This window comes from Streptomyces sp. NPDC088915 (assembly GCF_044749825.1).
Taxonomy (GTDB): domain Bacteria; phylum Actinomycetota; class Actinomycetes; order Streptomycetales; family Streptomycetaceae; genus Streptomyces.
The window spans coordinates 216,752-239,357 of record NZ_JBIVIR010000005.1 but is presented as its reverse complement, the minus strand read 5'-3'; the positions used below and the strand labels follow the sequence as shown (position 1 = coordinate 239,357).

Annotated in this window: 19 protein-coding genes; 10 read left to right on the top strand and 9 right to left on the bottom strand. The window is 75.5% G+C overall.

Translation table 11 applies throughout. The features are described from left to right. Window positions 1–62 precede the first annotated feature (62 nt). The 3 genes from ACIP5O_RS11560 to ACIP5O_RS11550 all read left to right on the top strand — a co-directional run bounded on the left by ACIP5O_RS11560 (window position 63) and on the right by ACIP5O_RS11550 (window position 5,774). Complete coding sequence (locus tag ACIP5O_RS11560) at window positions 63–1,436, top strand: SWIM zinc finger family protein (protein ID WP_401291501.1); 1,374 nt, start codon at window positions 63–65, stop codon at window positions 1,434–1,436. Between the two features lie 86 nt (window positions 1,437–1,522). Continuing rightward, window positions 1,523–4,240, top strand: a complete 2,718-nt coding sequence (locus ACIP5O_RS11555; RefSeq protein ID WP_401291499.1) for a DUF6493 family protein — start codon at window positions 1,523–1,525, stop codon at window positions 4,238–4,240. A gap of 88 nt (window positions 4,241–4,328) precedes the next feature. Then, a complete protein-coding gene (locus tag ACIP5O_RS11550) occupies window positions 4,329–5,774 on the top strand; it encodes a GNAT family N-acetyltransferase (RefSeq protein WP_401291496.1) in 1,446 nt (481 codons plus the stop codon). On the opposite strand, the gene ACIP5O_RS11545 is transcribed toward ACIP5O_RS11550, so the two are convergent. Beyond that, window positions 5,695–6,912, bottom strand: a complete 1,218-nt coding sequence (locus ACIP5O_RS11545; RefSeq protein WP_401291493.1) for a trans-sulfuration enzyme family protein — start codon at window positions 6,910–6,912, stop codon at window positions 5,695–5,697. The genes ACIP5O_RS11550 and ACIP5O_RS11545 overlap by 80 nt on opposite strands. A 59-nt stretch (window positions 6,913–6,971) precedes the next feature. Here ACIP5O_RS11545 and ACIP5O_RS11540 point away from each other — a divergent pair, with 59 nt between their 5' ends. From ACIP5O_RS11540 to ACIP5O_RS11530, 3 genes are all read left to right on the top strand, one after another. Next, window positions 6,972–7,469 (top strand): Lrp/AsnC family transcriptional regulator, encoded by a 498-nt coding sequence (locus tag ACIP5O_RS11540; RefSeq protein WP_356545016.1) that lies wholly within the window; start codon window positions 6,972–6,974, stop codon window positions 7,467–7,469. A gap of 49 nt (window positions 7,470–7,518) precedes the next feature. Then, window positions 7,519–9,222 carry a DUF885 domain-containing protein gene (locus ACIP5O_RS11535; RefSeq protein ID WP_401291489.1) on the top strand — a complete coding sequence of 568 codons (1,704 nt, stop codon included), beginning with the start codon at window positions 7,519–7,521 and terminating at the stop codon, window positions 9,220–9,222. A 154-nt stretch (window positions 9,223–9,376) separates the two neighbouring features. Next, window positions 9,377–9,826 (top strand): Lrp/AsnC family transcriptional regulator, encoded by a 450-nt coding sequence (locus tag ACIP5O_RS11530; RefSeq protein WP_356545012.1) that lies wholly within the window; start codon window positions 9,377–9,379, stop codon window positions 9,824–9,826. Here the strand turns inward: ACIP5O_RS11530 and ACIP5O_RS11525 are convergent. The 3 genes from ACIP5O_RS11525 to ACIP5O_RS11515 form a co-directional block, all read right to left on the bottom strand. After that, window positions 9,816–12,920, bottom strand: a complete 3,105-nt coding sequence (locus tag ACIP5O_RS11525; protein WP_401291486.1) for an AAA family ATPase — start codon at window positions 12,918–12,920, stop codon at window positions 9,816–9,818. The genes ACIP5O_RS11530 and ACIP5O_RS11525 overlap by 11 nt on opposite strands. Further along, window positions 12,917–14,095 carry an exonuclease SbcCD subunit D gene (locus ACIP5O_RS11520; protein WP_401291483.1) on the bottom strand — a complete coding sequence of 393 codons (1,179 nt, stop codon included), beginning with the start codon at window positions 14,093–14,095 and terminating at the stop codon, window positions 12,917–12,919. The genes ACIP5O_RS11525 and ACIP5O_RS11520 overlap by 4 nt, the downstream gene beginning before the upstream one ends. Window positions 14,096–14,233: 138 nt before the next feature. Further along, on the bottom strand, window positions 14,234–14,860 hold the full coding sequence (locus ACIP5O_RS11515) for a YigZ family protein (protein ID WP_401291480.1): 627 nt from the start codon (window positions 14,858–14,860) through the stop codon (window positions 14,234–14,236). A 146-nt stretch (window positions 14,861–15,006) separates the two neighbouring features. On the opposite strand from ACIP5O_RS11515, the gene ACIP5O_RS11510 reads away from it, so the two are divergent. Next, a complete protein-coding gene (locus ACIP5O_RS11510) occupies window positions 15,007–15,447 on the top strand; it encodes a CoA-binding protein (RefSeq protein WP_401291477.1) in 441 nt (146 codons plus the stop codon). On the opposite strand, the gene ACIP5O_RS11505 is transcribed toward ACIP5O_RS11510, so the two are convergent. Both ACIP5O_RS11505 and ACIP5O_RS11500 read right to left on the bottom strand, forming a co-directional pair. Continuing rightward, the gene (locus tag ACIP5O_RS11505) at window positions 15,444–16,061 is read right to left on the bottom strand and encodes a YbaK/EbsC family protein (RefSeq protein WP_401291475.1); all 618 of its coding nucleotides are present in this window, start codon (window positions 16,059–16,061) and stop codon (window positions 15,444–15,446) included. The two genes, ACIP5O_RS11510 and ACIP5O_RS11505, sit on opposite strands and share 4 nt — an antisense overlap. Before the next feature lie 88 nt (window positions 16,062–16,149). Beyond that, window positions 16,150–16,908 (bottom strand): acyltransferase, encoded by a 759-nt coding sequence (locus ACIP5O_RS11500; protein ID WP_401291472.1) that lies wholly within the window; start codon window positions 16,906–16,908, stop codon window positions 16,150–16,152. 135 nt (window positions 16,909–17,043) lie between these two features. Here ACIP5O_RS11500 and ACIP5O_RS11495 point away from each other — a divergent pair, with 135 nt between their 5' ends. After that, the gene (locus ACIP5O_RS11495) at window positions 17,044–17,571 is read left to right on the top strand and encodes a gamma carbonic anhydrase family protein (RefSeq protein WP_125660743.1); all 528 of its coding nucleotides are present in this window, start codon (window positions 17,044–17,046) and stop codon (window positions 17,569–17,571) included. Window positions 17,572–17,646: 75 nt separating this feature from the next. On the opposite strand, the gene ACIP5O_RS11490 is transcribed toward ACIP5O_RS11495, so the two are convergent. Next, window positions 17,647–18,306 carry a DedA family protein gene (locus tag ACIP5O_RS11490; protein WP_356545233.1) on the bottom strand — a complete coding sequence of 220 codons (660 nt, stop codon included), beginning with the start codon at window positions 18,304–18,306 and terminating at the stop codon, window positions 17,647–17,649. Between the two features lie 252 nt (window positions 18,307–18,558). After that, window positions 18,559–18,996, bottom strand: a complete 438-nt coding sequence (locus ACIP5O_RS11485; protein ID WP_401291949.1) for a DUF4442 domain-containing protein — start codon at window positions 18,994–18,996, stop codon at window positions 18,559–18,561. 133 nt (window positions 18,997–19,129) lie between these two features. On the opposite strand from ACIP5O_RS11485, the gene ACIP5O_RS11480 reads away from it, so the two are divergent. Further along, a complete protein-coding gene (locus tag ACIP5O_RS11480) occupies window positions 19,130–20,269 on the top strand; it encodes a hypothetical protein (protein WP_401291469.1) in 1,140 nt (379 codons plus the stop codon). Between the two features lie 111 nt (window positions 20,270–20,380). Next, window positions 20,381–21,733, top strand: a complete 1,353-nt coding sequence (locus ACIP5O_RS11475; protein ID WP_401291466.1) for an MFS transporter — start codon at window positions 20,381–20,383, stop codon at window positions 21,731–21,733. Here the strand turns inward: ACIP5O_RS11475 and ACIP5O_RS11470 are convergent. Further along, window positions 21,695–22,540, bottom strand: a complete 846-nt coding sequence (locus ACIP5O_RS11470) for a spermidine synthase (RefSeq protein ID WP_401291465.1) — start codon at window positions 22,538–22,540, stop codon at window positions 21,695–21,697. The genes ACIP5O_RS11475 and ACIP5O_RS11470 overlap by 39 nt on opposite strands. Window positions 22,541–22,606 lie beyond the last annotated feature (66 nt).

Below are 22,606 nucleotides of genomic sequence, written 5' to 3'. Positions count from 1 at the left end.
AGGGGGTTTCCGGAGGGGGTTTCCGGAGGGGCGTTGTCAGTGGTGGGTCCTACGGTTTTTCCATGACGCGATCCGTACAGGCACTCGCCTACGCACGCCCGTCCGCGCTGGAGTCCACGGGCTCCGGCCGGCTGCTCGGTCTGGAGACGGCGGGGGGCCTCACGCCCCGCGGGGCCGAGGCCCGTCCCCGCTTCTTCTCCGGATTCCTGGCCTCGCCGCAGGTCGCCGCCCGCGGTCTGCTCGCGGTCGCCGACGTGGCCGCGGCCCGCTACCACCAGCGGATGCGTCCGGGTTCGCTGGATCCGGTGGTGACGGGGAACGGGGACCGGCTGCGGTTCGAGTCCTTCTCCGGCTGCGGCGGGGTGTACGCGCGCCTGGACGTGCTCGACGAGGGCCTGGGCGGCGCGGAGACGGGGCACGGCACCACCAACGTCGACGTCAACGATCCGCTGCGCGAGGCGCTGTCGCGGATGACGGGGGACGATCCGCTGCACCTGCGGGTCGGCCCCGACGAGATGGCGGTGAGCACCCTCGCGGGCGCGGTCGTGGAGAAGAAGGTGCCGCTGCCGGACCGCTGGTTGCGGGGGTTCGCCGAGGCCCAGGTCGCCTCGGCGCGGTTCGACCTGCGGGCGGAGCTGACGGGGGCGGAGGCCGTGCGGTTCCTCCGGTCCCTGCCGCGCGCGCAGGCCCGGGGGCGCGGTCCGCTGTGGATCACGCAGTCGGGCCGGACCCTGCGGCCGACGACCCGGCCGGGGGCGGGCGCGGTCTGCCTGCCGGGGCCGGACCGGCTGGTCGCCCTGGAGCGGGTGCTGCGGTACGCGACGGGGCTGCGGGTGTACGGGCCGGTGCCGGACGGCACGGCCGCGGCGAGCGCCTGGGAGGTGACCCTGCCGGGCATGCGGCTGACGCTCACGCTGTCGCCCGACCCGGCGCGGGGCTTCTCCGGCGAGGGCGGGGTCCTGGAGGCGCTCGCGACGGAGGAGGCGGCGCAGGACGCCGAGCTGGTCGCGGTGCTGCTCGCCTGGGAGCCGCGCATCGACCCGGCCGACCTCGCGGCGCAGGCGGGCCTGACGGCCGACCGGGTGCGGGCGGCGCTGACCCGGCTCGGCACGGCCGGGCGGGTGGGGTACGACGTGGCGGACGCGGCCTACTTCCACCGGGAGCTGCCGTACGACGCGGACCGCGCCGAGCGCCACAACCCGCGGCTGGTGAGCGCGCGCCGGCTGGTCGCGGAGGGAGCCGTGGAGCTCGACGGGGAGTCGGCGGCGGTGGCCTCGGGCGACCGGCGCTACCGGGTGCGGGAGTCGGACGGGATCCTGAGCTGCACCTGCCGGTGGTGGGCGGACCACCGGGGGCGCCGGGGGCCGTGCAAGCACGCGCTCGCGGTGCGGATGGCCCGGCGGGGCGCGGTGGTCGCGGCCGGGGCCGCGCCGTGACCGGCATCGGGGAGTGGGCGACCGGAGCGGTGGCCGGGATCAGGGCACGGGTCGAAGGGGCGGGACGGAAGACAATGGGGGCAGGCGTGGGAATCGGTACGGAGAACGACACGGAGAGCGGTGCGGCGGTGTCGGCGGAGGGCGGTGCGCGGGGTGCGACCGGACGCGGCGCGGCGGTCGGGCGGCTGCTCGACGCGGTGCGCGCCGGGCAGGCCCGGCAGGTGCCGAAGCTCCTGGAGCCGCTGGACGCCGCCGCGCGCAAGGAGGCCCTCGGGAGGCTGAAGGCGCTGCGCGCCGAGGTCCGGTCCTGGGACTGGAAACGGGGGGACGAGGCGGCCCGGATCCGGCGCGGCCTGTACGTGGCGGGGGCCGGGTGCCACACGGGCGCGGCGGCGGCCGCGACCTGGCTCGCCGGCAGCGACATGCTGGGCTGGGACCTCAAGGACGCGACCCCGGTCCTGGCGGTGCTCGCCGACCGGGACCCGGCCTGGCTGGCGGACGTGGCGGGCCGGCTCGCCAGGCGGCGGAACGTCGCGGAGAGCGCCTACGAACTGGTCCGCGGGCTCGTGGTGCGCTCCGGCTGTCCGGTCCCGGCGACCGACGGCTACGTCCTGGGCTGGACGCGGAAGGTCACCGACGGGCGGCTCCTGGAGCGGCTGCGCGCGGACCCGCAGACCCCGGTCCTGGTGGCGCACGCGCTGTCGATGGGCGAGACCCCCGACCGGATGACCTGGTCGGTCGGTCCGGAGGCGCCGACGCACTGGCCCACGGCGGTCACGACGCTCGTCGCGGAGGGGGTGCTCGACCGGGCCGGGGTGGTGGACCTGTGCGCGTCCCGGCTGCTGCGCGGCGGGCGGGCGCGGGACCTGCGGTTCCCGCTGGAGGTGCTGCGGCTCCTCGCCCCGACCGGGGAGGAGCTGCGGGAGCGGGTCCCGGACTGGATCGGGATGGCGGCCGACGCCCCGTCGCCGGTCGCCGGGTACGCGCAGGAGGTCCTGGCGGGGCTCGCCCTGGAGGGGGCGCTGCCGGCCGGGGCGCTGGCCGAGATGACGGGCGCGGTGCTCTTCCGCACCGAGAAGAAGCTGGTGCGGGCCCAGCTCACCCTGGTCGGCAAGGTGCTCGCGCGGGAGCGGGGCGCGGCCGGCGAGCTGCTGCCCGCCGTCGCGGAGGCGTTCGGGCACGAGGACACCGGCGTCCAGGAGCGGGCGCTCAAGCTGGTGGGCAGGTACGTGTCGGTCGTGGACGCGGAGGTGCGGGCGGAGCTGGCCGAGGCGGCCGGGTTGCTCGGCCCGGCGCACCGGCGGGCGGCCGTGGAGCTGTTCGGGGACGCCCTGGTGGCGGCCGACGCCGGGCCGTACGAGGAGATCCTGCCACCGGTGCCGGGGCCGGAGCCGGTGGCGCCCGCGGCGGCCACGGTCGGGGCGCTGGTGGAGGAGCTGGTGGCGAAGGGGCTCATGGAGGACCCCGTGGCGTTCGAGCGGGCGCTCGACGGTCTGGTGCGGCACGCGCACCAGGACCGGGCGGCGGTGGTGGAGGCCGTGCGGGAGGCGTTCCCGAGGGGGACCTGGGAGACGCCCCACCACTTCACGCACCACCCCCACGGCATCCACGTGGTGCTCGCGGCGCTGCTCGGTTTCGTGAGGCGGTCGGTGATCGACGTCCACCGGGCGAAGGTGCCCGGCCGGGACTCCTGTTCCCACGAGGGCCTGGCGGGCGTCCTCGAAGCGCGACTGTGGGAGGCCGCCGCCCTGATGGGCACGGACGGGCTGCCGTTCCTGCTCGCCGCGCCGACCCTGCGCACCGGCGGGATCGATCCGGCGGTCCTCGTGGAGCGGCTGCGGGCCTACCGGGACGCGGGCGTGGAGCCCGCCCCGGTGGATCTCGCCCAGGCCCTGGTCCGGGTCCTGCGGGACGACCCGTCGGCGGGGCGGGCGGCCGGGGAGGCGGCGGCGCTCGGCACTCCGGCCGGTCTGCGGCTCGCCGCCTGGCTGCGGGACGAGGACGCGTTGGGGGCGACGGTGCGGTTCTTCCCCCGGGGTGCCAAGCAGTTCTCGGGGAAGTGGTGGCTGGTCGACCGGACCGTGGTCGAGTTCGGCGAGCGCGCCGTGGTGCGGGAGGAGTTCCCGCCCGCCTTCCACTGGCTGGGCGGCGCCGTGCGGGCGACTCCCCACCGCTGCCACCACTGGATCGGGGACCGGGCGCAGTGGGCGTCGGTGCTCCCGGCGGACCGCGAGGTCCTGGCGGCCTGTCTGCTTCCGGCCATGGCGCCCTCCGTCGACGGGGACCAGCGCGGGACGACCGAGCCGCTGACCGCGCTGGCCGAGGCCGGGGGGCCGGTCGGCCGTGCGGTGCACCTGGCCCTGGCGTTCGGTCTCGGCTGCCTCGACTCCGACGACCGGCTGCGCGCGGTGGACGCGCTGCTCGTCCTGGCCTCGCGGGGCGAGCTGAACGCCCGGGCGCTCGGAGCGGAGCTGGCGTGGCTGGTGGCGGAGGGGTCGCTCAAGCCGAACCGGCTGACGGACGCGGTCCGTACGGCGTCCGCCACGGGGGCGTACGGGACGGTCTGGGCGGTCCTGGAGGCGATGCTGCCGGAGCTGCTCGGCGCGGAGAAGCCGGTGCGGGGGCTCGGCGAGCTGCTCGCGGTCGCGGCCGACTGCGTGGAGCGGTGCGGGGCCCGGGGGGAGGTCGCCGGACTCGACGCGATGGCCTCGGCGCGGGGTTCCTCACAGCTGGTGGTCCAGGCCAAGCGGCTGCTGAACGCACTCCGTCAGGGGGCCGATCAGCCTCTGGCAGAAACGGCCTGAATCGGCCGTTAAGCCGCCAGATGGGCGCTTAACCCGTCAGTCACAAAGCGTTCGTGATCACGCAACACCACTGGGTCACAGTGAAGTCATGACCGATGTGACGTCCTCGAAGAGCGCCCGCCATCCGCACCACTGGCGGCACGACCTGATCGAGCTGGCCGCGCTGTTCACCGCCGTGGTGGTGGCCGACACGATCGCCAAGACCATCGCCAAGGGCCCGGAGGGCCCCTACCTGCTGGTGTTCTCGGCGGTCGCGCTGGTCGCCACCGCCACCTTCCACACCTGGTGGGCGCGGAGGCGCAGTCATGCCAGCCATGCCCCGCCCGCCGGCGGTCCCGGCGGACGTCCGGCCGTCGTCCCCGCCGCGCGGCCGGAGCCCGCGACGGCGCAGGGGCCCGGTCCGGACGGGGAGTCCGGCCGGGCGGCCGGGACCTCGCTGTGGCGGATGCGCACCACCGTCGCGGACACCCCGGGCAGCCTCGCCGCCCTGTGCACGGTCCTCGCCCGCCTGGACGTGGACATCCTCACCCTCCAGACCCACCCGCTGGCGGACGGCACGGTCGACGAGTTCCTGCTGCGCGCCCCCGCCGACCTCTCCTCCCGGGCCCTGGCCCGGGAGATCGCGGCGGCCGGCGGCCGGGACACCTGGACCGAGCGGGCCGACGCCCACGACCTGGTGGACACGCCCACCCGGGTCCTCGGGCTCGCCACCCGTACGGCGCTCGACGCGGCCGAACTGCCGCTCGCGCTGCGCCAGCTCCTCGGCCGCTGCACCCTCCACTCCGTGCCGGCCGTCTCCCTCACCGGGCGTCCCACCGGCGAACAGGCCCCGGTCGAAGGGGTCCTGGAGGAGACCGTGATGCGGCTGCGCGACCCGAACGGCGGCACGCTCGTCGTCGAGCGCCCCTACCTCCCCTTCACCCCGACCGAGTTCGCCCGGGCGCGCGCCCTGGTCGAGCTCGACGCCCGGCTGGGCCCGCGCCTCCCGCGCGGCCGGGACGTGCTGACCCTGCCCGAGGGCAACGCGATCTCCGTCCGCCGCGCCGACCAGCGCGACCTGGCCGCCGCGCGGGCCATGCACGACCGCTGCTCGGCCCGCACCCTGGGCCTGCGCTACCACGGTCCGGTCGGCGACGCCGACCGCTACCTCGACCACCTGCTCAGCCCCCGCTTCGGGCGCACCCTCGCCGTGCAGACCGCGTCCGGCCGCCTCGTCGCCCTGGGCCACCTGCTGTGGGACGGGGACGAGACGGAGGTCGCGCTGATGGTCGAGGACGACTGGCAGCGGCGCGGCATCGGCTCCGAGCTCCTCGGCCGGCTCGTGGCGATGGCCGAGGAGGCCGGCTGCGACAGCGTGTACGCCGTGACCCAGTCGTCCAACACGGGGATGGTGGCCGCGATGCGGGCGCTCAACCTGCCCCTCGACTACCAGATCGAGGAGGGCACCCTGGTGATCACCGCCCGGCTGGCCCCGGCACCGCGCCCGGGCGCCCGGACGCAGCAGCACGGAGGGACCCGGCCGGCGGAGCGCTGAGCGCCCGCGTCAGGTCCCGCCAGAGGTCCTCGACGTCCTCCAGACCGACCGACATCCGCAGCAGGCGGTCGCTGACGCCCGCCGAGCGCCGGTCGCCCTCGGCCACGATCCGGTGGCTGATGGAGGCCGGGTGCTGGATGAGGGTGTCGACGCTGCCGAGACTGACCGCCGGGGTGATCAGCCGTACTCCGGCGATCACGTCGTGCGGCTCCCCGTACACCTCGAAGGCGATCATCGCGCCGCCGATCCGCGGGTAGTGGACGCGGGCGATCCGGGGGTCGGTGGCGAGCCGCCGGACGAGTTCGGCGGCCGTCGTGGAGGCCGCCCGCACCCGTACCGGCAGGGTGGAGAGGCCCCGGAGCAGCAGGTAGCCGGCGAGCGGGTGGAGCACCCCGCCGGTGGCGAAGCGGACCTGCCGGAGGATCCGCGCGAACTCCTCGTCGCAGGCGACGACCCCGCCCATGACGTCACCGTGGCCGCCGAGGTACTTGGTGGCGCTGTGCAGCACGATCCGGGCGCCCTGCTCGACCGGACGCTGGAGGACGGGAGTGGCGAAGGTGTTGTCGACCAGGAGCGGCACGGAGCCGCAGGAGTGGGCGAGGGCCCGGACGTCGGCCTCGGCGAGGGTCGGGTTGGCGGGCGACTCGACCATGACCAGGCCGGTGTCGGGCCGGATCGCCTCCGCGATGCCGGCCGGGTCGGTCCAGGTGACCTCGGTGCCGAGCAGACCGGCGTCCAGGAGGTGGTCGCTGCAGCCGTACAGCGGGCGGACCGCGACGACGTGGCGCAGGCCCTGGCTCGCCCGGGCGAGCAGGACGGCGGTCAGGGCCGCCATGCCGCTGGCGAAGGCGACGGCCGCGTCGGTGCCCTCCAGGCGGGCGAGGGCATCCTCGAAGCGGGCGACGGTCGGGTTGTCGAGCCGGGCGTAGACGGGCGGGCCGTCGAGCCGGGCGCCGGTGGTGGCGAACTCGTCGATCCGGGCGGCCTCGGCCCGGGCGTCGTACGAGGGGTAGGTGGTGGACAGGTCGATCGGCGGGGCGTGCAGCCCGAGGTCGGCGAGATCCTCGCGGCCCGCGTGCACGGCTTCGGTGGCAAGGGCCCTCGGGGTGACCGAGGGGCCGAGATCCATGGCGTCCATGGCGGCACTGTGAACGGATACCGGCAAGTAGCAGGAAAACACCGTGCTACGTTCGGGCGATGACCGATTCCGTCGTACTGGACCCGGTCGATCTGCACATTCTTCGCCTCCTGCAGAACGACGCCCGGACCACCTACCGCGAGCTCGCCGCCGAAGTCGGCGTCGCTCCCTCCACCTGTCTGGACCGGGTGGCCCGGCTGCGGCGCACGGGCGTGATCCTCGGTCACCAACTACGTCTGGATCCGGCCAAACTCGGCCGGGGGCTCGAAGCGCTCCTCCTCGTCCAGGTCCGCCCGCACCGAAGGGAACTGATCGGTCCGTTCGTCGACCGGATCCGGGCCCTGCCGGAGTCCCGGGCGCTGTTCCACCTCACCGGGCCCGACGACTACCTGGTGCACGTGGCCGTGGCGGACCCCACCGACCTGCAACGACTCGTCCTGGACGAGTTCACCTCCCGCCGCGAGGTGGCCCGGGTCGAGACCCGGCTGATCTTCCAGCAGTGGGAGTGCGGGCCGCTCCTGCCGCCTTCCGCGGGCCCCTCCATGTCAGCCGTCTGAAGCCCGACGAGGGTGACGGAGGCCCGCCGGAGAGGCCAGGATGGCCCCCATGCCAGAGATCTCCAGCAGCCCGCTGCCCCGCCAGGTCGCCGACGACCACGTCGACGCACTCATCGTCCTCGACCCCATCGTGGGCACGTACTTGGGCGTCAGGGAGAGCGCCGGACTGCTGCCCGACTTCTCGCCCGCCGGCCAGCGGGCCGTGGCCGATCTCGCCCGCCGCACGCTCGCCCGGCTCGACGGGGCCGAGCGGGCGCCGGGCGCGGACGGCGACGCCGAGCGGCGGTGCGCCCGGCTGCTGCGGGAGCGGCTGACGGCCGAACTGGCCGTGCACGAGGCCGAGGAGGGCCTCCGTACCGTCAGCAACATGCGCTCGCCCGCGCACAGCGTCCGCATCTCCTTCACCGTGATGCCGACGGAGACCGAGGAGGACTGGACGGCGGTGGCGTCCCGGCTGCGCGCGGTGCCGGCCGCCCTGGAGGGCTACCGCTCCTCGCTCGCCCTCGGCCTGGAGCGCGGGCTGTTCGGCGGCCCCCGCGCCACCGCCACCTTCGTCGGACAGCTCACCGAGTGGGCGGGCGGGGCGGACGGACGGCCGGGCTGGTTCGAGGAGTTCGCCGCCACCGGGCCCGACGCGCTCGCCGCGGGACTCCGCGCCGAACTCGCGACGGCGGGGAAGGACGCCACCGCGGCCGTCGGGGCGCTGCGGGACTGGATGCGGGACGTGTACGCCCCGGCCGTCGCCGGCGCCCCGGACACGGTGGGCCGCGAGCGCTACCGGCGCTGGTCCCGCTTCTTCAACGGCACCGACCTGGACCTCGACCAGGCCTACGCGTACGGCTGGTCCGAGTACCACCGGCTCCTCGGCGAGATGCGGACCGAGGCCGAGCGGATCCTGCCCGGCGCGGACCCCTGGGAGGCGCTCGCCCACCTGGACGAGCACGGCGCCCACATCGAGGGCGTCGACGAGGTGCGCGCCTGGCTCCAGCGGCTCATGGACGAGGCCATCGAGGCGCTCGACGGCACCCACTTCGAACTCGCCGAGCGGGTGCGGCGGGTGGAGTCCCGCATCGCCCCGCCGGGCGGCGCCGCCGCGCCGTACTACACCGGCCCGTCCGAGGACTTCTCGCGCCCGGGCCGCACCTGGCTGCCCGTGGACGGCACGACCCGCTTCCCGGTGTACGACCTGGTGTCGACCTGGTACCACGAGGGCGTGCCGGGCCACCACCTCCAGAGCGCGCAGTGGGTGCACGTCGCCGACCGGCTCTCGCGCTACCAGGCGACCATCGGCAAGGTCAGCGCCAACATGGAGGGCTGGGCGCTGTACGCGGAGCGCCTGATGGACGAGCTCGGCTTCCTGCCGGACGCCGAGCGGCGCCTGGGCTACCTCGACGCCCAGATGATGCGCGCCTGTCGGGTCGTCGTGGACATCGGCATGCACCTGGGCCTGGAGATCCCGGCGGACTCCCCCTTCCGTCCGGGCGAGCGGTGGACCCCGGAGCTGGCCCAGGAGTTCTTCCAGCGGCACAGCAGCCGCCCGCCGGCCTTCGTGGAGAGCGAGATGACCCGCTACCTCTCGGTGCCGGGCCAGGCGATCGGCTACAAGCTGGGCGAGCGCGCCTGGCTGCTCGGCCGCGCCAACGCCCGGGCGGCGCACGGCGAGGCGTTCGACGCGAAGGCCTGGCACATGGCGGCCCTCTCGCAGGGGCCCCTCGGCCTGGACGACCTGGTGGACGAGATCTCCCGGCTCTGAGCGGGGGTGGGGCGGCGGTTCCCCGGCCGTCCGCGCGATCGGCCGGGGATCTCCCCTGAACAGCCGGGGATCTCCTCTGAACAGCCGGGGATCTCCCCTGATCGGCGGGGGATCTCGTTTGATCGGTGCGGGATTCCCCTGCTATTCCTCCCCCATGACCACCGCCTACACGCCGGACGCCACCGACTGGCGCATCCTCGCGGCCCTCCAGTCCGAGGGCCGCGCCAGCTTCGCCGAACTCGCGCGCGCCGTGTCGATGTCGCCGTCCGCGGTGACCGACCGGGTGCGGCGCCTGGAGGAGGCCGGGGTGATCACCGGGTACACGGCCCTCGTCGACCAGGATCGGCTCGGGCTGCCCATCCTCGCCTTCGTGCGGCTGCGCTACCCGCACGGCAACTACAAGCCGTTCCACGACCTGCTCGACACCACGCCGGAGGTCCTGGAGGCGCACCACGTCACCGGCGACGACTGCTTCGTCCTGAAGGTCGCGGCGCGCTCCATGCGGGACCTGGAGACGATCACCGGGAAGATCTCCGGGCTCGGCTCGGTGACGACCAGCGTCGTCTACTCCTCGCCGCTGCCCCGGCGTCCCCTCAGCCGCTGAGCGCGTCCCCGCCGGTGCGCAGCCGCACCGCCGAGCCGTGCCGCGCCTTGACGACCTCCAGCTGGGCCGGGATCCGGCGGCGCAGGTCGCCGACGTGGCTGACGATGCCGACGCTGCGGTCCCGTTCGCGCAGCGAGTCGAGGACGTCGAGGACCTCGTCGAGGGTCTGTTCGTCGAGGCTGCCGAAGCCCTCGTCGATGAAGAGGGTGTCGAGCCGGACGCCGCCCGCCTCGTCCGTGACCACGTCGGCGAGGCCGAGGGCGAGGGCGAGGGAGGCGAAGAAGGTCTCGCCGCCGGAGAGCGTGGCCGTGTCGCGCTCGTTGCCGGTCCAGGCGTCGACGACGTGCAGCCCGAGGCCGGCCCGCCTGGAGCCGGAGCGGGCGTCGGAGTGGACGAGCGTGTAGCGGCCCGAGGACATGCGCAGGAGGCGGGCGGTCGCGGCGGCGGCGACCTGTTCGAGCCGGGCGGCCAGGACGTACGACTCCAGGCGCATCCGGCGCTCGTTCTCGGCGGAGGTGCCGGCGGTGAGGGCGGCCAGGCGGGCCACCCGCTCGTACTCCTCGCGGAGCGGTCCCAGGCGGCGGACCTCGGCGGTGGCCTGCCGGGAGAGTCCGGCGAGGTCCGCGACCCGTTCGCGGGCGGCGGCGAGGGCGGAGTCGGCCTCGCGCAGGGCGCGTTCGGCCGCCGTGTGGGCGGTCTCGGCGGCGACCGGATCGGCGGGCGGGAGCGCGGCGGCGGCCGCGGTGCCCGGTTCTGCGAGCCGGTCCGCGACGACGGCCTCCTCGGCCTGCCAGGCGTCGAGGCGCCGTTGGAGCTCGCGGCGCTCCCGCTCGGCCAGGAGCGCGGCGGCGGCCTCGTCCGGGGTGGTGAAGCCCTCCTTGTAGGCGGCGTCGGCGAGCCGGTCGTCGGCCTCCTTGAGGCGCCGGTCGGCGAGTTCGGCGGCGCTCACGGTGCCGGCGGCGTCGGCGAGGAGCTCGATGCGCCGCTCCAGGCGGGCGGCGTGTTCGGCCACGGTGGCGAACGCGCCGCGTCCCCGGGCGATCTCCTCGTCGAGTTCGGCCAGTTGCCGGTCCAGCGTCTCGCGGCGCGAGGTCCGGGCGGCGACCCGCCGCTCGGCCTCCCGCTGCGCCGCCACCCGCTCCTCGTGCTCCCGTTCGGCCCGCGCGAGCGCCTCGCGCGCGGTGTGCGCCTGTCCGGCGAGCGCGTGGGCCTCGGCGTGGAGCCGGGCCAACTCGTGCACCTCGGCGGCGAGTTCCTCGGCGCTGGGATCGGCACTGGGATCGACGGCGAGATCGACGGCGAGATCGACGGTGGAACCGGCAGCGGAATCGTCGGCGGCCGGTTCGCCGTCCGGTCCGGACCGGACCTCCGCGCGGGCCGCGGCCCAGGACTCGCGGGTGACGGCCAGTTCGCGCTCGACGGCCGTGCGGGCCTCCTCCGCGGCGGTGTAGGCCGCGTAGGCGGCCTCCTCGGCGGCGCGGTCGACGTGGTCGGCGGTGGTGCGGGCGGGGGCCGGGTGGGCGGTGGAGCCGCAGACCTGGCAGGGGTCGCCGGGGGCGAGGCCGGCCGCGAGTTCGGCGGCGATGCCCTCCAGGCGGCGGGACTTGACGTCGAGCCAGGTCTCGTGGGCGTCGTTGCGCCGCTCGCGGGCCTCCGCGAGGCGGTGTCCGGCCGCTTCGGCGCCCCGGGCGAGGGCGTCGCGGCGGCGGGCCGCGGCGAGCCTGCGGCGGGCGGGTTCCAGGCGGCCCGCGAGGTGTTCGGCGCGGGCGGCGGCGTCCCGGGCGGCCTCGACGCGCTCGGCGAGCCGGGCGCGGCGCGGCTCCCAGCCGGCGAGCCAGTCGGCCGCGTCGCGCAGGACGTCCTCGTCGGCACGCGCCTCCCGTGCCAGTACGGACCGCTCCTCGGCGACGGCGGCGGCGCGGTGTTCGGCGCGGCGGGCCGCTTCGAGGCCGCCGAGCTCCCCGCGCAGCCGGTTCCCCAGGGCGGAGAGCTGCTCGGTCCCGGCGTCGGCGAGGTCGGGCGGCAACCGGTCGCGGGAGCGGGCGAGGGCGGACAGGGCGGCGGCGTGCTCGCGCTCGGCGTCCCGGCGCAGGCCCAGGGCAGGAGCGACCCGGTCGGCCCTGAGGCTTCGGTCCAGGGCGGCCCGGAGGCGGTCGCGCTCGGGGGCCCGCTCGGCGATCCGCTCGCGGCGCAGGAGGGCGTCGGCGTGGCGGGCCTGGCGGGCGGCGAGGTCGCGCTCGGCGTCGAGGGCGGCGCGCGCCCCGGTCCGCCGGTGCTCGGCGGCGGCGAGCCGCGCGTCCGCGACGTCCAGGGTCTCGTGCGCCTCGGTGCGGGCGACGGCGGCCCAGGTGAGGACGGAGGCGGCGAGCCCGGGTTCGCCGGGCCGGCCGTCGACCGGGGTGCGGGCCGCGTCGAGTCCCCCGGCGGCCTGGGCCATCCGGTGGGCGAGGGCGAGCAGCCGCTCGTCCCCCTCCCGCACCCGCTGTTCGGCCACGCGCCGCAGGTCGGCCAGGCGTTCCTCGACGGCGGCGAAGCGGCGGGTGTCGAAGAGGCGGCCGAGGAGCCGTCCCCTGGCCTCGGCGTCGGCGCGCAGGAAGCGGGCGAAGTCGCCCTGCGGGAGGAGGACGACCTGGCAGAACTGCTCGCGGCTCATGCCGAGGAGCTGGGTGATCTCCTCGCCGATCTCCTGGTGGGAGCGGCTGAGGCCGTTCCAGGCGCCGGTGGCCGGGTCGTACTCGCGCAGCCAGGTCTGCGCCTTCTCGGTGGTGAAGCCGGTGCCGCGCCGCTTGGGCCGCTGCTGGGCCGGGCGGCGGGTGATCTCCAACCGGCGGTCGCCCACGGTCAGTTCGAGGAGGACCTCGGTGTACGTGCCGGCGGGGGCGTGGTCGCTGCGCAGGGAGGCGCCGGGGGTCTGGCGGACGCCGGGCACGCTTCCGTACAGGGCGAAGCAGACGGCGTCGAGGACGGAGGTCTTGCCCGCGCCGGTCGGTCCGTGGAGCAGGAAGAGGCCGGCGGAGGACAGGGCGTCGAAGTCGACGGTCTGCGGGGTGCCGAAGGGGCCGAACGCGGTGATCTCCAGGCGGTGCAGCCTCACCGGCCCACCTCGCGCTCGGCCGTGTCGACCCGTACGTCGTCGAAGGCGCCGTACAGGACGGCCCGTTCGGGTGCGTCGAGCGCCGCGCCGCCGCGGACGTGGGCCACGAAGTCCTCCGCGATCTGCTGGTCGCTGCGGTCCCGGAGCCGCCGGGCGTAGGAGGCGCCGGTGTCGCCGTCGGTCCGTTCGGGGTCGAAGACCAGGTTGAGGGTGTGCGGGAAGCGTTCGGCGAGCCGGTTCATGGGGTCGGCGGGCCGTACGGGGTCGGTGAGGGTGGCCTCGACCCAGGAGCCTTCGTGGCGGGCGTGCGCGGGGTCGGCGAGGAGGTCGTCGAGCCGGCCCCGGAGCCGGGCGAGGGGGCGCGGGACGGGGCAGTCGAGGCGTTCGGCGTCGAGGTCCGCGCCGTCGGGGCCCGCCGGGCCGAGGTCGACGAGCCACATGGTCTTGCGGTGGTCGGCCTCGGAGAAGGAGTACGCGAGGGGGGAGCCGGAGTAGCGCACGCGGGGGGTGAGGGTCTGGCTGCCGTGGAGGTGGCCGAGGGCGACGTAGTCGACGCCTTCGAAGATCCCGGCGGGGACGGCCGCGACGCCGCCGACGGTGATGTCCCGCTCGCTGTCGCTGGGCGCGCCGCCGGCGACGAAGGCGTGGGCGACGACGACGGAGCGGGTGCCGGCGGGCCGGGCCGCGAGGTCGGCGCGGACCCGGTCCATGGCGGCGGTGAGCACGGCCTCGTGGCCGGCCTTCCCGGCGCCGAGCCGTTCGCGGACGAGGACGGGTTCGAGGTAGGGCAGGCCGTAGAGGGCGACGTCGCCGTGGGCGTCGGCGAGGACGACGGGGGTGCCGATGCCGTCGGGGTCCGTACGGAGGTGGATGCCGGCCCGTTCGATGAGTCCGGCGCCGACGCCGAGGCGGCGGGCCGAGTCGTGGTTGCCGGAGATCATGAGGGTGGGGACCCCGGCCTCGGCGAGCCGGTGCAGGGCGGTGTCGAAGAGCTCGACGGCGGACAGCGGGGGCACGGCCCGGTCGTAGACGTCGCCGGCGACGAGGACGGCGTCGACCCCGTGCTCGTGGACGGCGGCCACGAGGTGGTCGAGGAAGGCGGCCTGGGCGCCGAGGAGTCCGACGCGGTGGAAGGACCGGCCGAGGTGCCAGTCCGAGGTGTGCAGAAGCCTCACGTCGCCGTCCCGCCCCGCATGTGTGCCGTCCCTCCCCCACCGGTCCCGCACCGGTTGCCGTTCGTGTGCGCCCACCACGCTATCCCGAGCGGGGGCGTGGGGGTGGCCGTCCCGGTGACGGGGCACCGGGGTCGTGCGTCACACGTCGCCGTACGCCTCGCCGCCGAGTTCGAACGCGGCCGTGCCCGCCGTGGCGTCGGCGAGCCAGGCGCGGAAGGCCTCCACGTCGGCGTCGGGGAGGCCGATCCCGATCGTGACGGCGTCGGCGTACCGCACGTCCCGGACGGCGCGGCCCGTCGCCCGCAGGTCGTTCTCCAGTTTGCCCGCCCGCTGGTGGTCGACGGTGACGGTGGCGAGCCGGAAGCGCTGCCGGGTCACGGTGCCGAGCGCGTCGAGGGCCTCGCCGACCACTCCCCCGTACGCGCGGATCAGACCGCCCGCGCCGAGCTTCACGCCGCCGTAGTAGCGGGTGACGACGGCGGCGACGTACCGCATCTCGCGGCGCAGCAGCATCTGGAGCATGGGGACGCCCGCCGTGCCGCCCGGTTCGCCGTCGTCGCTGGCCCGCTGTACGGAGGCGTCGGCGCCGAGGACGTAGGCGAAGCAGTTGTGGGTGGCCGTCGGGTGCTCCGCGCGGACGCGCGCGACGAACTCCTGCGCCTCCCGCTCGTCGGCGACGGGCGCGAGCGCGCAGAGGAAGCGCGAACGGTTGATCTCGGTCTCGTGCACGCCCTCGCGGGCCAGGGTGCGGTACTGCTCCTGCATCCGGCCAGCCTACGTTCCGCCGGGCCGGCGCTCCCCGGCGGCCGGTGGGGGCCGCGATCGGTCGGGCGGGGCGCGGCGGGAATCAGGGGGCGGCGCGGCTCGTTCCCCCGAGAGACCGACCGCACCGAGGAGAGGCAGCAGAGACGATGAGCGCCGACAGCACGACCACCGGTCCCGCCGAGTACTCCGCGTCGGAGGCGGTACGGCGGATCCTGACGTCCACGGGCGACACCTGGGCGGTGGTGGGCCTCTCGAACAACCGGGCGCGGGCGGCCTACGGGGTCGCGGCCGTCCTCCAGCGCTTCGGGAAGCGGATCGTCCCGGTCCACCCGAAGGCGGAGACGGTCCACGGCGAGCGGGGCTACGCCTCCCTCGCCGAGATCCCGTTCCCGGTCGACGTCGTCGACGTCTTCGTCAACGGCGACCTGGCGGGCGGGGTCGCCGACGAGGCCGTGGCGATCGGCGCCAAGGCGGTCTGGTTCCAGCTCGACGTGATCGACGAGGCCGCCTTCGCCCGTACGCGGGAGGCGGGCCTGGACATGGTGATGGACCGCTGTCCCGCGATCGAGATCCCGCGCCTGGGTTAGGGCCCGTCCGGCGGATCAGGGTCGGACGGGCCGGACAGACCCTGGTCCTCCCGGATCACGGGGACGCCGAGGCCCTCCAGGACGACCGCGCCGGGGAGTTGGCCGAGGGCCTTGCCCGGCAGGATGAGCTTGCCCCGGCGGCGGCCGCTGCCGACGAGGACCCAGGGCATGTCGACGACGGCGGCGTCCACGAGGAGCGGCCAGTCGGCGGGGAGGCCGACGGGGGTGATGCCGCCGTACTCCATGCCGCTCTCGCCGGTGGCGGTGTCCATGGGGGCGAACGAGGCCTTGCGGGCGCCGAGGTGACGGCGCACCACTCCGTTGACGTCGACGCGGGTGGCGGAGCCGACGACGCAGGCGGCGAGGGTCGTCCCGCCGCCTCGCTTGGCCGCCACGACCACGCAGTTCGCGGAGGTGTCGAGGAGGTCGGCGCCGTGGTGCTCGACGAAGACGGCGGTGTCCGCGACGGCCGGGTCGGTGTCGACGTAGAGCACCTGCTCGGCGGGGACGGGTCCCGCCCAGGAGCGGACGGCGGCGGCGACGGGTCCGGTCAGGAGGTCGAGGCGGTCGGGGGCGGGCCGGGCGTCGGTGAAGTCTCCGATGGGTGCGCGCATGCCCGCCACGCTAGCAACCGGCGCCGGGCGGGCGGGGCGGCGTCCCGAAGTACGGGCGGGGGCGTGCGAACAGACCCGAACAGGCCCGTCAGGACGCCGCCGTGCCCGCCTGTTCGACCTGCCAGGCCGCGAGCGCCGCGAGCTGCTCGGGGGTGACGTCCCGCGGGATCGGGACGGGCGCGGGGGTGCGGAGCGGGGGCTGCCAGCCGTTCTCCGGGTCCCAGCTGCGGACCACCTTCGCCGGGGCGCCGGCCACGACCGCGTGGTCGGGGACCTCGCCGCGCACGACCGCGCCCGCCGCGACGACCACGTTCCGGCCGAGACGCGCGCCGGGGAGGACCACCGCGCCCGTGCCGAGCCAGCAGCCGGGGCCTATGGAGACCGGTGCCGAGCGGGGCCACTGGCGGCCGACCGGCTCGTCCGGGTCGTCGTAGCTGTGGTTCGTCGAGGTGACGTAGACGTACGGGCCGCAGTACGTGTCCGAGCCGATCGTCACCTTCGCGTCGGCGATGACGTGGCTGCCCCGGCCGAGGACGACCCCGTCGCCGAGGGTCAGGACCGTCTCGGTCCCGAGGTCGAGGTCCGGCAGCATCCCGGCGGTCAGCGTGACCTGCTCGGCGATGATGCAGCACGCGCCGATCTCGATCCACCGCTCGCCGAAGACCGTGCCCTGCGGGAAGGCGAGCCGGGTGCCCTCGCCGAGCCGGCGGAAGCGCAGCCTCCCCTGGTGCTCGGCGGTGACGGCACCGGCCTGCTGCGCCCAGCGCCAGCCGCCCTGGAGGGCGTGCGCGACGACCCGGCGCCGCCAGGCGGCGAGGGATGAGAACGTGTTTCTGTTCCTGGGCACCCGGCCACGGTAGTCGGCGGCGCCGCACCCCATGACCGCCGTGCGCTGTGATGTCCGTCATGAGCACGGCATAGGCTGCGGCGCGGGGGCATCCCCGGGCGCGACACGACCGCTGACGACCAGGAGCGAAGAACCATGACAGAGGCGTTGATCAAGGGCGTGGGCGGCAAGGAGCCGCGGATCGACCCGACGGCCTTCACCGCCCCCACCTCGGTGGTCCTCGGCGAGGTCACCCTCGGCGCCCGCGCGAACATCTGGTACCACACGGTGCTGCGGGCGGACTGCGGCCCGATCGAGATCGGCGAGGACTCCAACGTCCAGGACAACTGCACGGTCCACGTCGACCCCGGCTTCCCCGTCTCGATCGGGGCCCGGGTGACCGTCGGGCACAACGCGACCGTGCACGGCTGCGTCATCGAGGACGACGTGCTCGTCGGCATGGGCGCCACGGTCCTCAACGGGGCCCGGATCGGCGCCGGCTCGCTCGTCGCCGCCCAGGCGCTCGTCCCGCAGGGCATGGAGGTCCCGCCGGGCTCGCTGGTCGCGGGCGTCCCGGCGAAGGTGCGCCGCCCGCTGACCGAGGAGGAGCAGGCGGGCATCCGGCTCAACGCCGAGATGTACCTCCACCTCGCCAAGGGCCACGCGGAGGCCTTCGAGGACTGAGCGCGCCCGTGCGCGAGCACGCGGAGGAGGGCGGCACCCGGCCGGGTGCCGCCCTCCGTGCCGTACGGGAGGTGCTCAGTCCGCGACCGGGACCGGCTCCGCCTCGGCGGCGGACGCGGCGGCGCGCTCGGCGGCCGCCTTCTTGGCGCGGTTCTTGATGACCAGCATCGAGGTGAGGCCGATCAGGACGGCCAGGACGAGACCGAGCCAGGAGAAGCGCTTCAGCCACGCCTCGGCGACGACGCCGACCGAGTAGATGACGGCCGTGGTGCCGCCGGCCCACAGGATGCCGCCGAAGACGTTGGCGACGAGGAACTTCCAGTACGGCATGTGCAGCACGCCCGCGAGCGGCCCGGCGAAGATGCGCAGGAGGGCGACGAAGCGGCCGAAGAAGACCGCCCACATGCCCCACTTCTGGAAGGAGCTCTCCGCGAGTCCGACGTTGGCCTCGCTGAAGTGCTTGGGGAACTTCCTCCCCAGCCATGCGAGCAGGGGTCTGCCGCCCTTGCGGCCGATGGCGTAGCCGATCGAGTCCCCGACGATCGCGCCGGCGGTGGCGCAGGCGCCGAGCACGTACGGATTGATCTCGCCGTGCTGCGAGGCGAGCAGCGCCGAGCTGACGAGGACGATCTCGCCGGGCAGCGGGATGCCCAGGCTCTCCAGCCCGATCACCACTCCCACGAGGACGTAGACGGCGATCGGGGGGATGGTCTCCAGCCACTCCTGGACGTGCAACGCGGCTTCCTCCCGTGTGGACTCCCCTGTGTGCGCCCCGTCCTGGTCGGGGGACGCGGCGCCGGCGTGCACCGCGGCGGGCACGCCGGGGAAGCCTACCCGGTCGGGGCGGACGGGCCTCGACGCCGAGTGCCGGACCGGGCGGCCGGGCCTCGACGCCGAGCGCCGGACCGGGCCGGGCCGGGCGGCCGGAACGCGTCCGCCCCCGCACCGGAAGGGGTGCGGGGGCGGAGGAGCGGCGGTCCGGCCGGGTCAGGCGTTCGGGCGCAGGGTCCACACGACGGTCATCTCGCCGGTCACGGCGCCGTCCTCGCGCGTGATGTCGATCCGCACCGGGAACTCCGGGCGCTGTCCGGCGTCGAGCTCGGCGACGACCTCGGCGGCGGGGCGGCCCAGGGTGGCGGTGGCGGTGACGACGCCCATGGCCAGCTTCTTGTAGCCGATCTCGGCCTTGACGGCGAGCGGGACCGCACGGGTCAGCTGGTCGCCGAAGGCGGCGAGCACGATGGCGCCGCTGGCGGACTCGGCCAGGGTGAACATCGCTCCGGCGTGCGGGCCGCCGACGTGGTTGTGGTAGGCGGGCTGGTCCGGCAGGCGCACGACGGCGCGCTCGGCGGTGGTCTCCAGGAACTCCAGGTTCAGGGTCCCGGCCATGGGAACCGTCGCGGCGAGCATCTCGCCGACGGTCATCTGGTCTGCGCTCATGGAGCGTGATGTTACTCGCGGGTAGAACTCTTGGCCATCCCCCTCGGGCCCTTCGCGGACTCCCGGGACCGGGGGCGGGCGTGGTCGGACGGCCCCCGCACCTCTATGGTTACTGGCCATGTGGCCAGGACAGCAGCCGCCCGGGGGCGAGCAGAACCCGCAGGACCAGAGTCAGAACCCCTACCAGCAGCCGGGGTACCAGCAGCCGAACCCGTACCAGCAGCCGCCGGCCCAGCCCGGATACCCGCAGCAGCCGCCGGCGCAGCCGGGCCATCCGCAGCAGCAGCCGGGGTACGGCGGGCAGCCGCCGGCCCCGCCGGGGTACCCGCAGCAGGGGTACGGCCCGCAGCCGGGACAGGTGAACCCGTACCAGCAGCCGACCGTGCCGCAGCAGTACGCGGCCCCGGGCCCGGGGCAGCCCGGCGGCCCGGGCGGTCCCGGCGGGAAGAGGAAGACGACCGTCGTGGCGATCGTCGCCGCGACCGCCGTGGTCGTCGCGGCCGGCGTCACGGCCTTCCTGGTGCTCGGCGAGGACGACGAGAAGCCGGCCGTCGCCGACCCGAAGCCGTCCGCGACGGCCACCGCCTCCGTGGACCCGTCGACGGCCCCCGAGCCGAGCCAGTCGTCCGATCTCGACAACCCGCGCGACGACGCCGCGCGGCAGCCGACGATCCCCGGCTGGAAGGTCGTCTACAACCCGAAGTACGGCACCCTCTTCGACGTGCCGCCGGAGTGGGACGTGGCGAAGCCCGGGACGATCAGCTTCCTGGAGGACGAGAAGAAGGGCGACGGCACCCCGCTCGTCACGATGTCCGGGCCCACGCACCTCAAGAGCGAGTGGTGCACCTACGACACCAACAAGGACGGCAGCGAGGAGTCCTGGAGCCTGGCGTCGGCCGGCACCAAGGGCGGCCAGGGCGCCAAGAGCACCGCGGAGGCCGCGTACAACGAGGCCGGCACGTGGGTGTGGGGCGGCTACGCGCAGCACATGCCGCGCAACACGGTCAAGATCACCAAGGCCGTGCCGTACACGACGAAGTCGGGCCTGGCCGGCAGCCTGTCGACGGCCACGGCCCCGGGCGTCAAGAAGCGCAACAAGTGCGAGTCGGACGGCAAGGCGATCGCCTTCACCTTCAAGAACGCGAAGAACGACTTCTCGACCTGGGTCCTCAACGCGGCCGACGGCGTCTCCGGCGAACTGCCGGACGCCACGATCCGGCAGATCCTCTCCACGGTCCGGCTCGCCGAGGACTCGTGACGGCCGGAGACCGGTGATTCCCGGGGCGGCGGCCGGCCGTCGCCGCGGGGAGTCACGGCCCGTCCGCACACCGGTTTGGCGGTTCGGGCGGGTGGCGGGGATAGTCCCGGGGTGACCTCACCCGCCGACTCCCCCGCCCCTCCCGCTCCCCCCGGCTCCCCCGCCCCGTCCCGCTCCCGGCGGCCCGAGTGGGCCGGACGCAACTACCTCCTGCTGACCGCCGCCACGGTCGTGACCAACCTCGGCACGCACGGCGCCCTGATCGCCACCACCTGGGCGGTCTTCGACTCCGGCGGCGACGCGGGGGACGTCGGCCTCGTGGCGACGGCGCGCTTCCTGCCCCTCGTCCTCTTCCTGCTCGTCGGCGGCGCCGTCGCCGACCGGCTGCCCCGGCACCGGGTGATGGTCGCCGCCAACGCCCTCAACTGCGTGTCGCAGGCCGTCTTCGCCGCCCTCGTCCTCTCCGGCGAGGCCCGGATCTGGCAGATGATGGTGCTCACCGCGCTCTGCGGCACCGGCCAGGCCTTCTTCAACCCGGCGGCCGAGGGCATGCTCCTGGCCACCGTCAGCGGGGAGCAGGCGAGCCGGGCGTTCGCCGTCTTCCGGATGGCGATGCACGGCGCCTCCATCGGCGGCGCCGCGCTCGGCGGCGCGCTCGTCGCCTTCGTCGGGCCCGGCTGGGTCCTCGTGGTGGACGCCGTCGCCTTCGCCGTCGCGGGCGGGCTGCGCGCCTTCCTCGACGTGAAGGGCGTCCCCGAGCGCGCCCCCGGCGGCGGTCTCCTCGCCGACCTGCGGGAGGGCTGGCAGGAGTTCGTCGGCCGTCCCTGGCTGTGGTCGATCGTCGCCCAGTTCTCCGTGGTGGTGGGACTGATCGGGGCGGTCGAGGCGGTGTACGGGCCGCTGGTCGCCCGGGAGGAGCTGGGCGGCGCGCGCCCCTGGGGCTTCGCGCTCGCCGCGTACGGAGTGGGGACGGTCGCCGGCGCGGTCCTGATGACCCGGTGGAAGCCGCGCCGGATGCTGTTCGTCGGGACGCTGGGCGTCTTCCCGATCGCACTGCCCTCGGCGGCGCTCGCGGTGCCGCTGCCCGCGATCGGCCTGACGGCCGCGATGTTCGTGAGCGGCGTGGCGATCGAGGTCTTCGGCGTCTCGTGGATGACGACGATGCACCAGGAGATCCCCGAGGAGAAGCTGTCCCGGGTCTCCGCCTACGACTGGTTCGGTTCGACGGCCCTGCTGCCGCTGACGACGGCGCTCGCGGGCCCGGCGGAGGGCGCGTTCGGCCGGAGCGGGGCGCTGTGGGGCGCGGCGGCGCTGATGGTGCTCGTCACCGCCCTCGTCCTGCTGGTGCCGGACGTGCGGCATCTGACCCGGCGTCCGCACGTCCCCGTCGGGAAGGAGCCGGGAGCCGTGCCGCCGCAGGTGCGCTCAGCCGATGCCGAAGGCGCCGTCCGGGGGAACGGGTGACGGCACGGCCCCCGCGTCCCCGACCGGTTCCGCGCCCCCGATGAACCGGGCGAGCGCGTCCCCGTGCTCCACGCGCGCGGGGAACGCGTCCGCCGCGGCCCGGCGCGCGAGGCGGGCGGTGTCGAGGGCGCGCGGGGAGGCGACCAGGACGGCGTTGCCGAAGCGGCGGCCGCGCAGGACCCCCGGTTCGGCGACGAGCGCGAGCTCGGGGAGGACGGCGGCGAAGGTGGCGAGCTGGGAGCGGAGGAAGGCGAAGGGGGCGCCGTCGGCCAGGTTGGCGGCGTAGACGCCGCCGGGCCGCAGGACGCGTCCGACCTCGCGCGCGTACTCGACGGAGGTGAGGTGGGCGGGCACGCGCGAGCCGCCGAAGACGTCGCCGACGATCAGGTCGGCCGAGGCGGCGGGCGCCGCCTCCAGCCAGCGCCGGGCGTCCGCGCCGTGCACGGTGATCCCGGAGTCCGCGGGGAGCGGCAGGTGCTCCGCGACCAGGGCGAGCAGGCCGCGGTCGGCCTCGACGACGTCCTGGCGCGAGCCGGGCCGGGTGGCGGCGACGTACCGGGGCAGGGAGAGCGCCCCGCCGCCCAGGTGCAGGACGTCCAGCGGCTCGCCCTCGCCGGCCGCGCCGTCGACGACGTGGGCGAGCCGGCGCGCGTACTCGAACTCCAGGTACGCCGGGTCGTCGAGGTCGACGTACGACTGGGGTGCGCCGTCGACCGTCAGGAGCCAGGCCCGCTCCCGGTCCACGTCGGGCATCAGGCGCGCGGTGCCCTGGTCGACCTCGCGGACGACGGGGATGTGCTCGTTCACGCCTCCATTGTGACGGGACCGGACGGGGCGGTACGGGACGGGGGCGGGCGCCCGCCGATCGCGGGG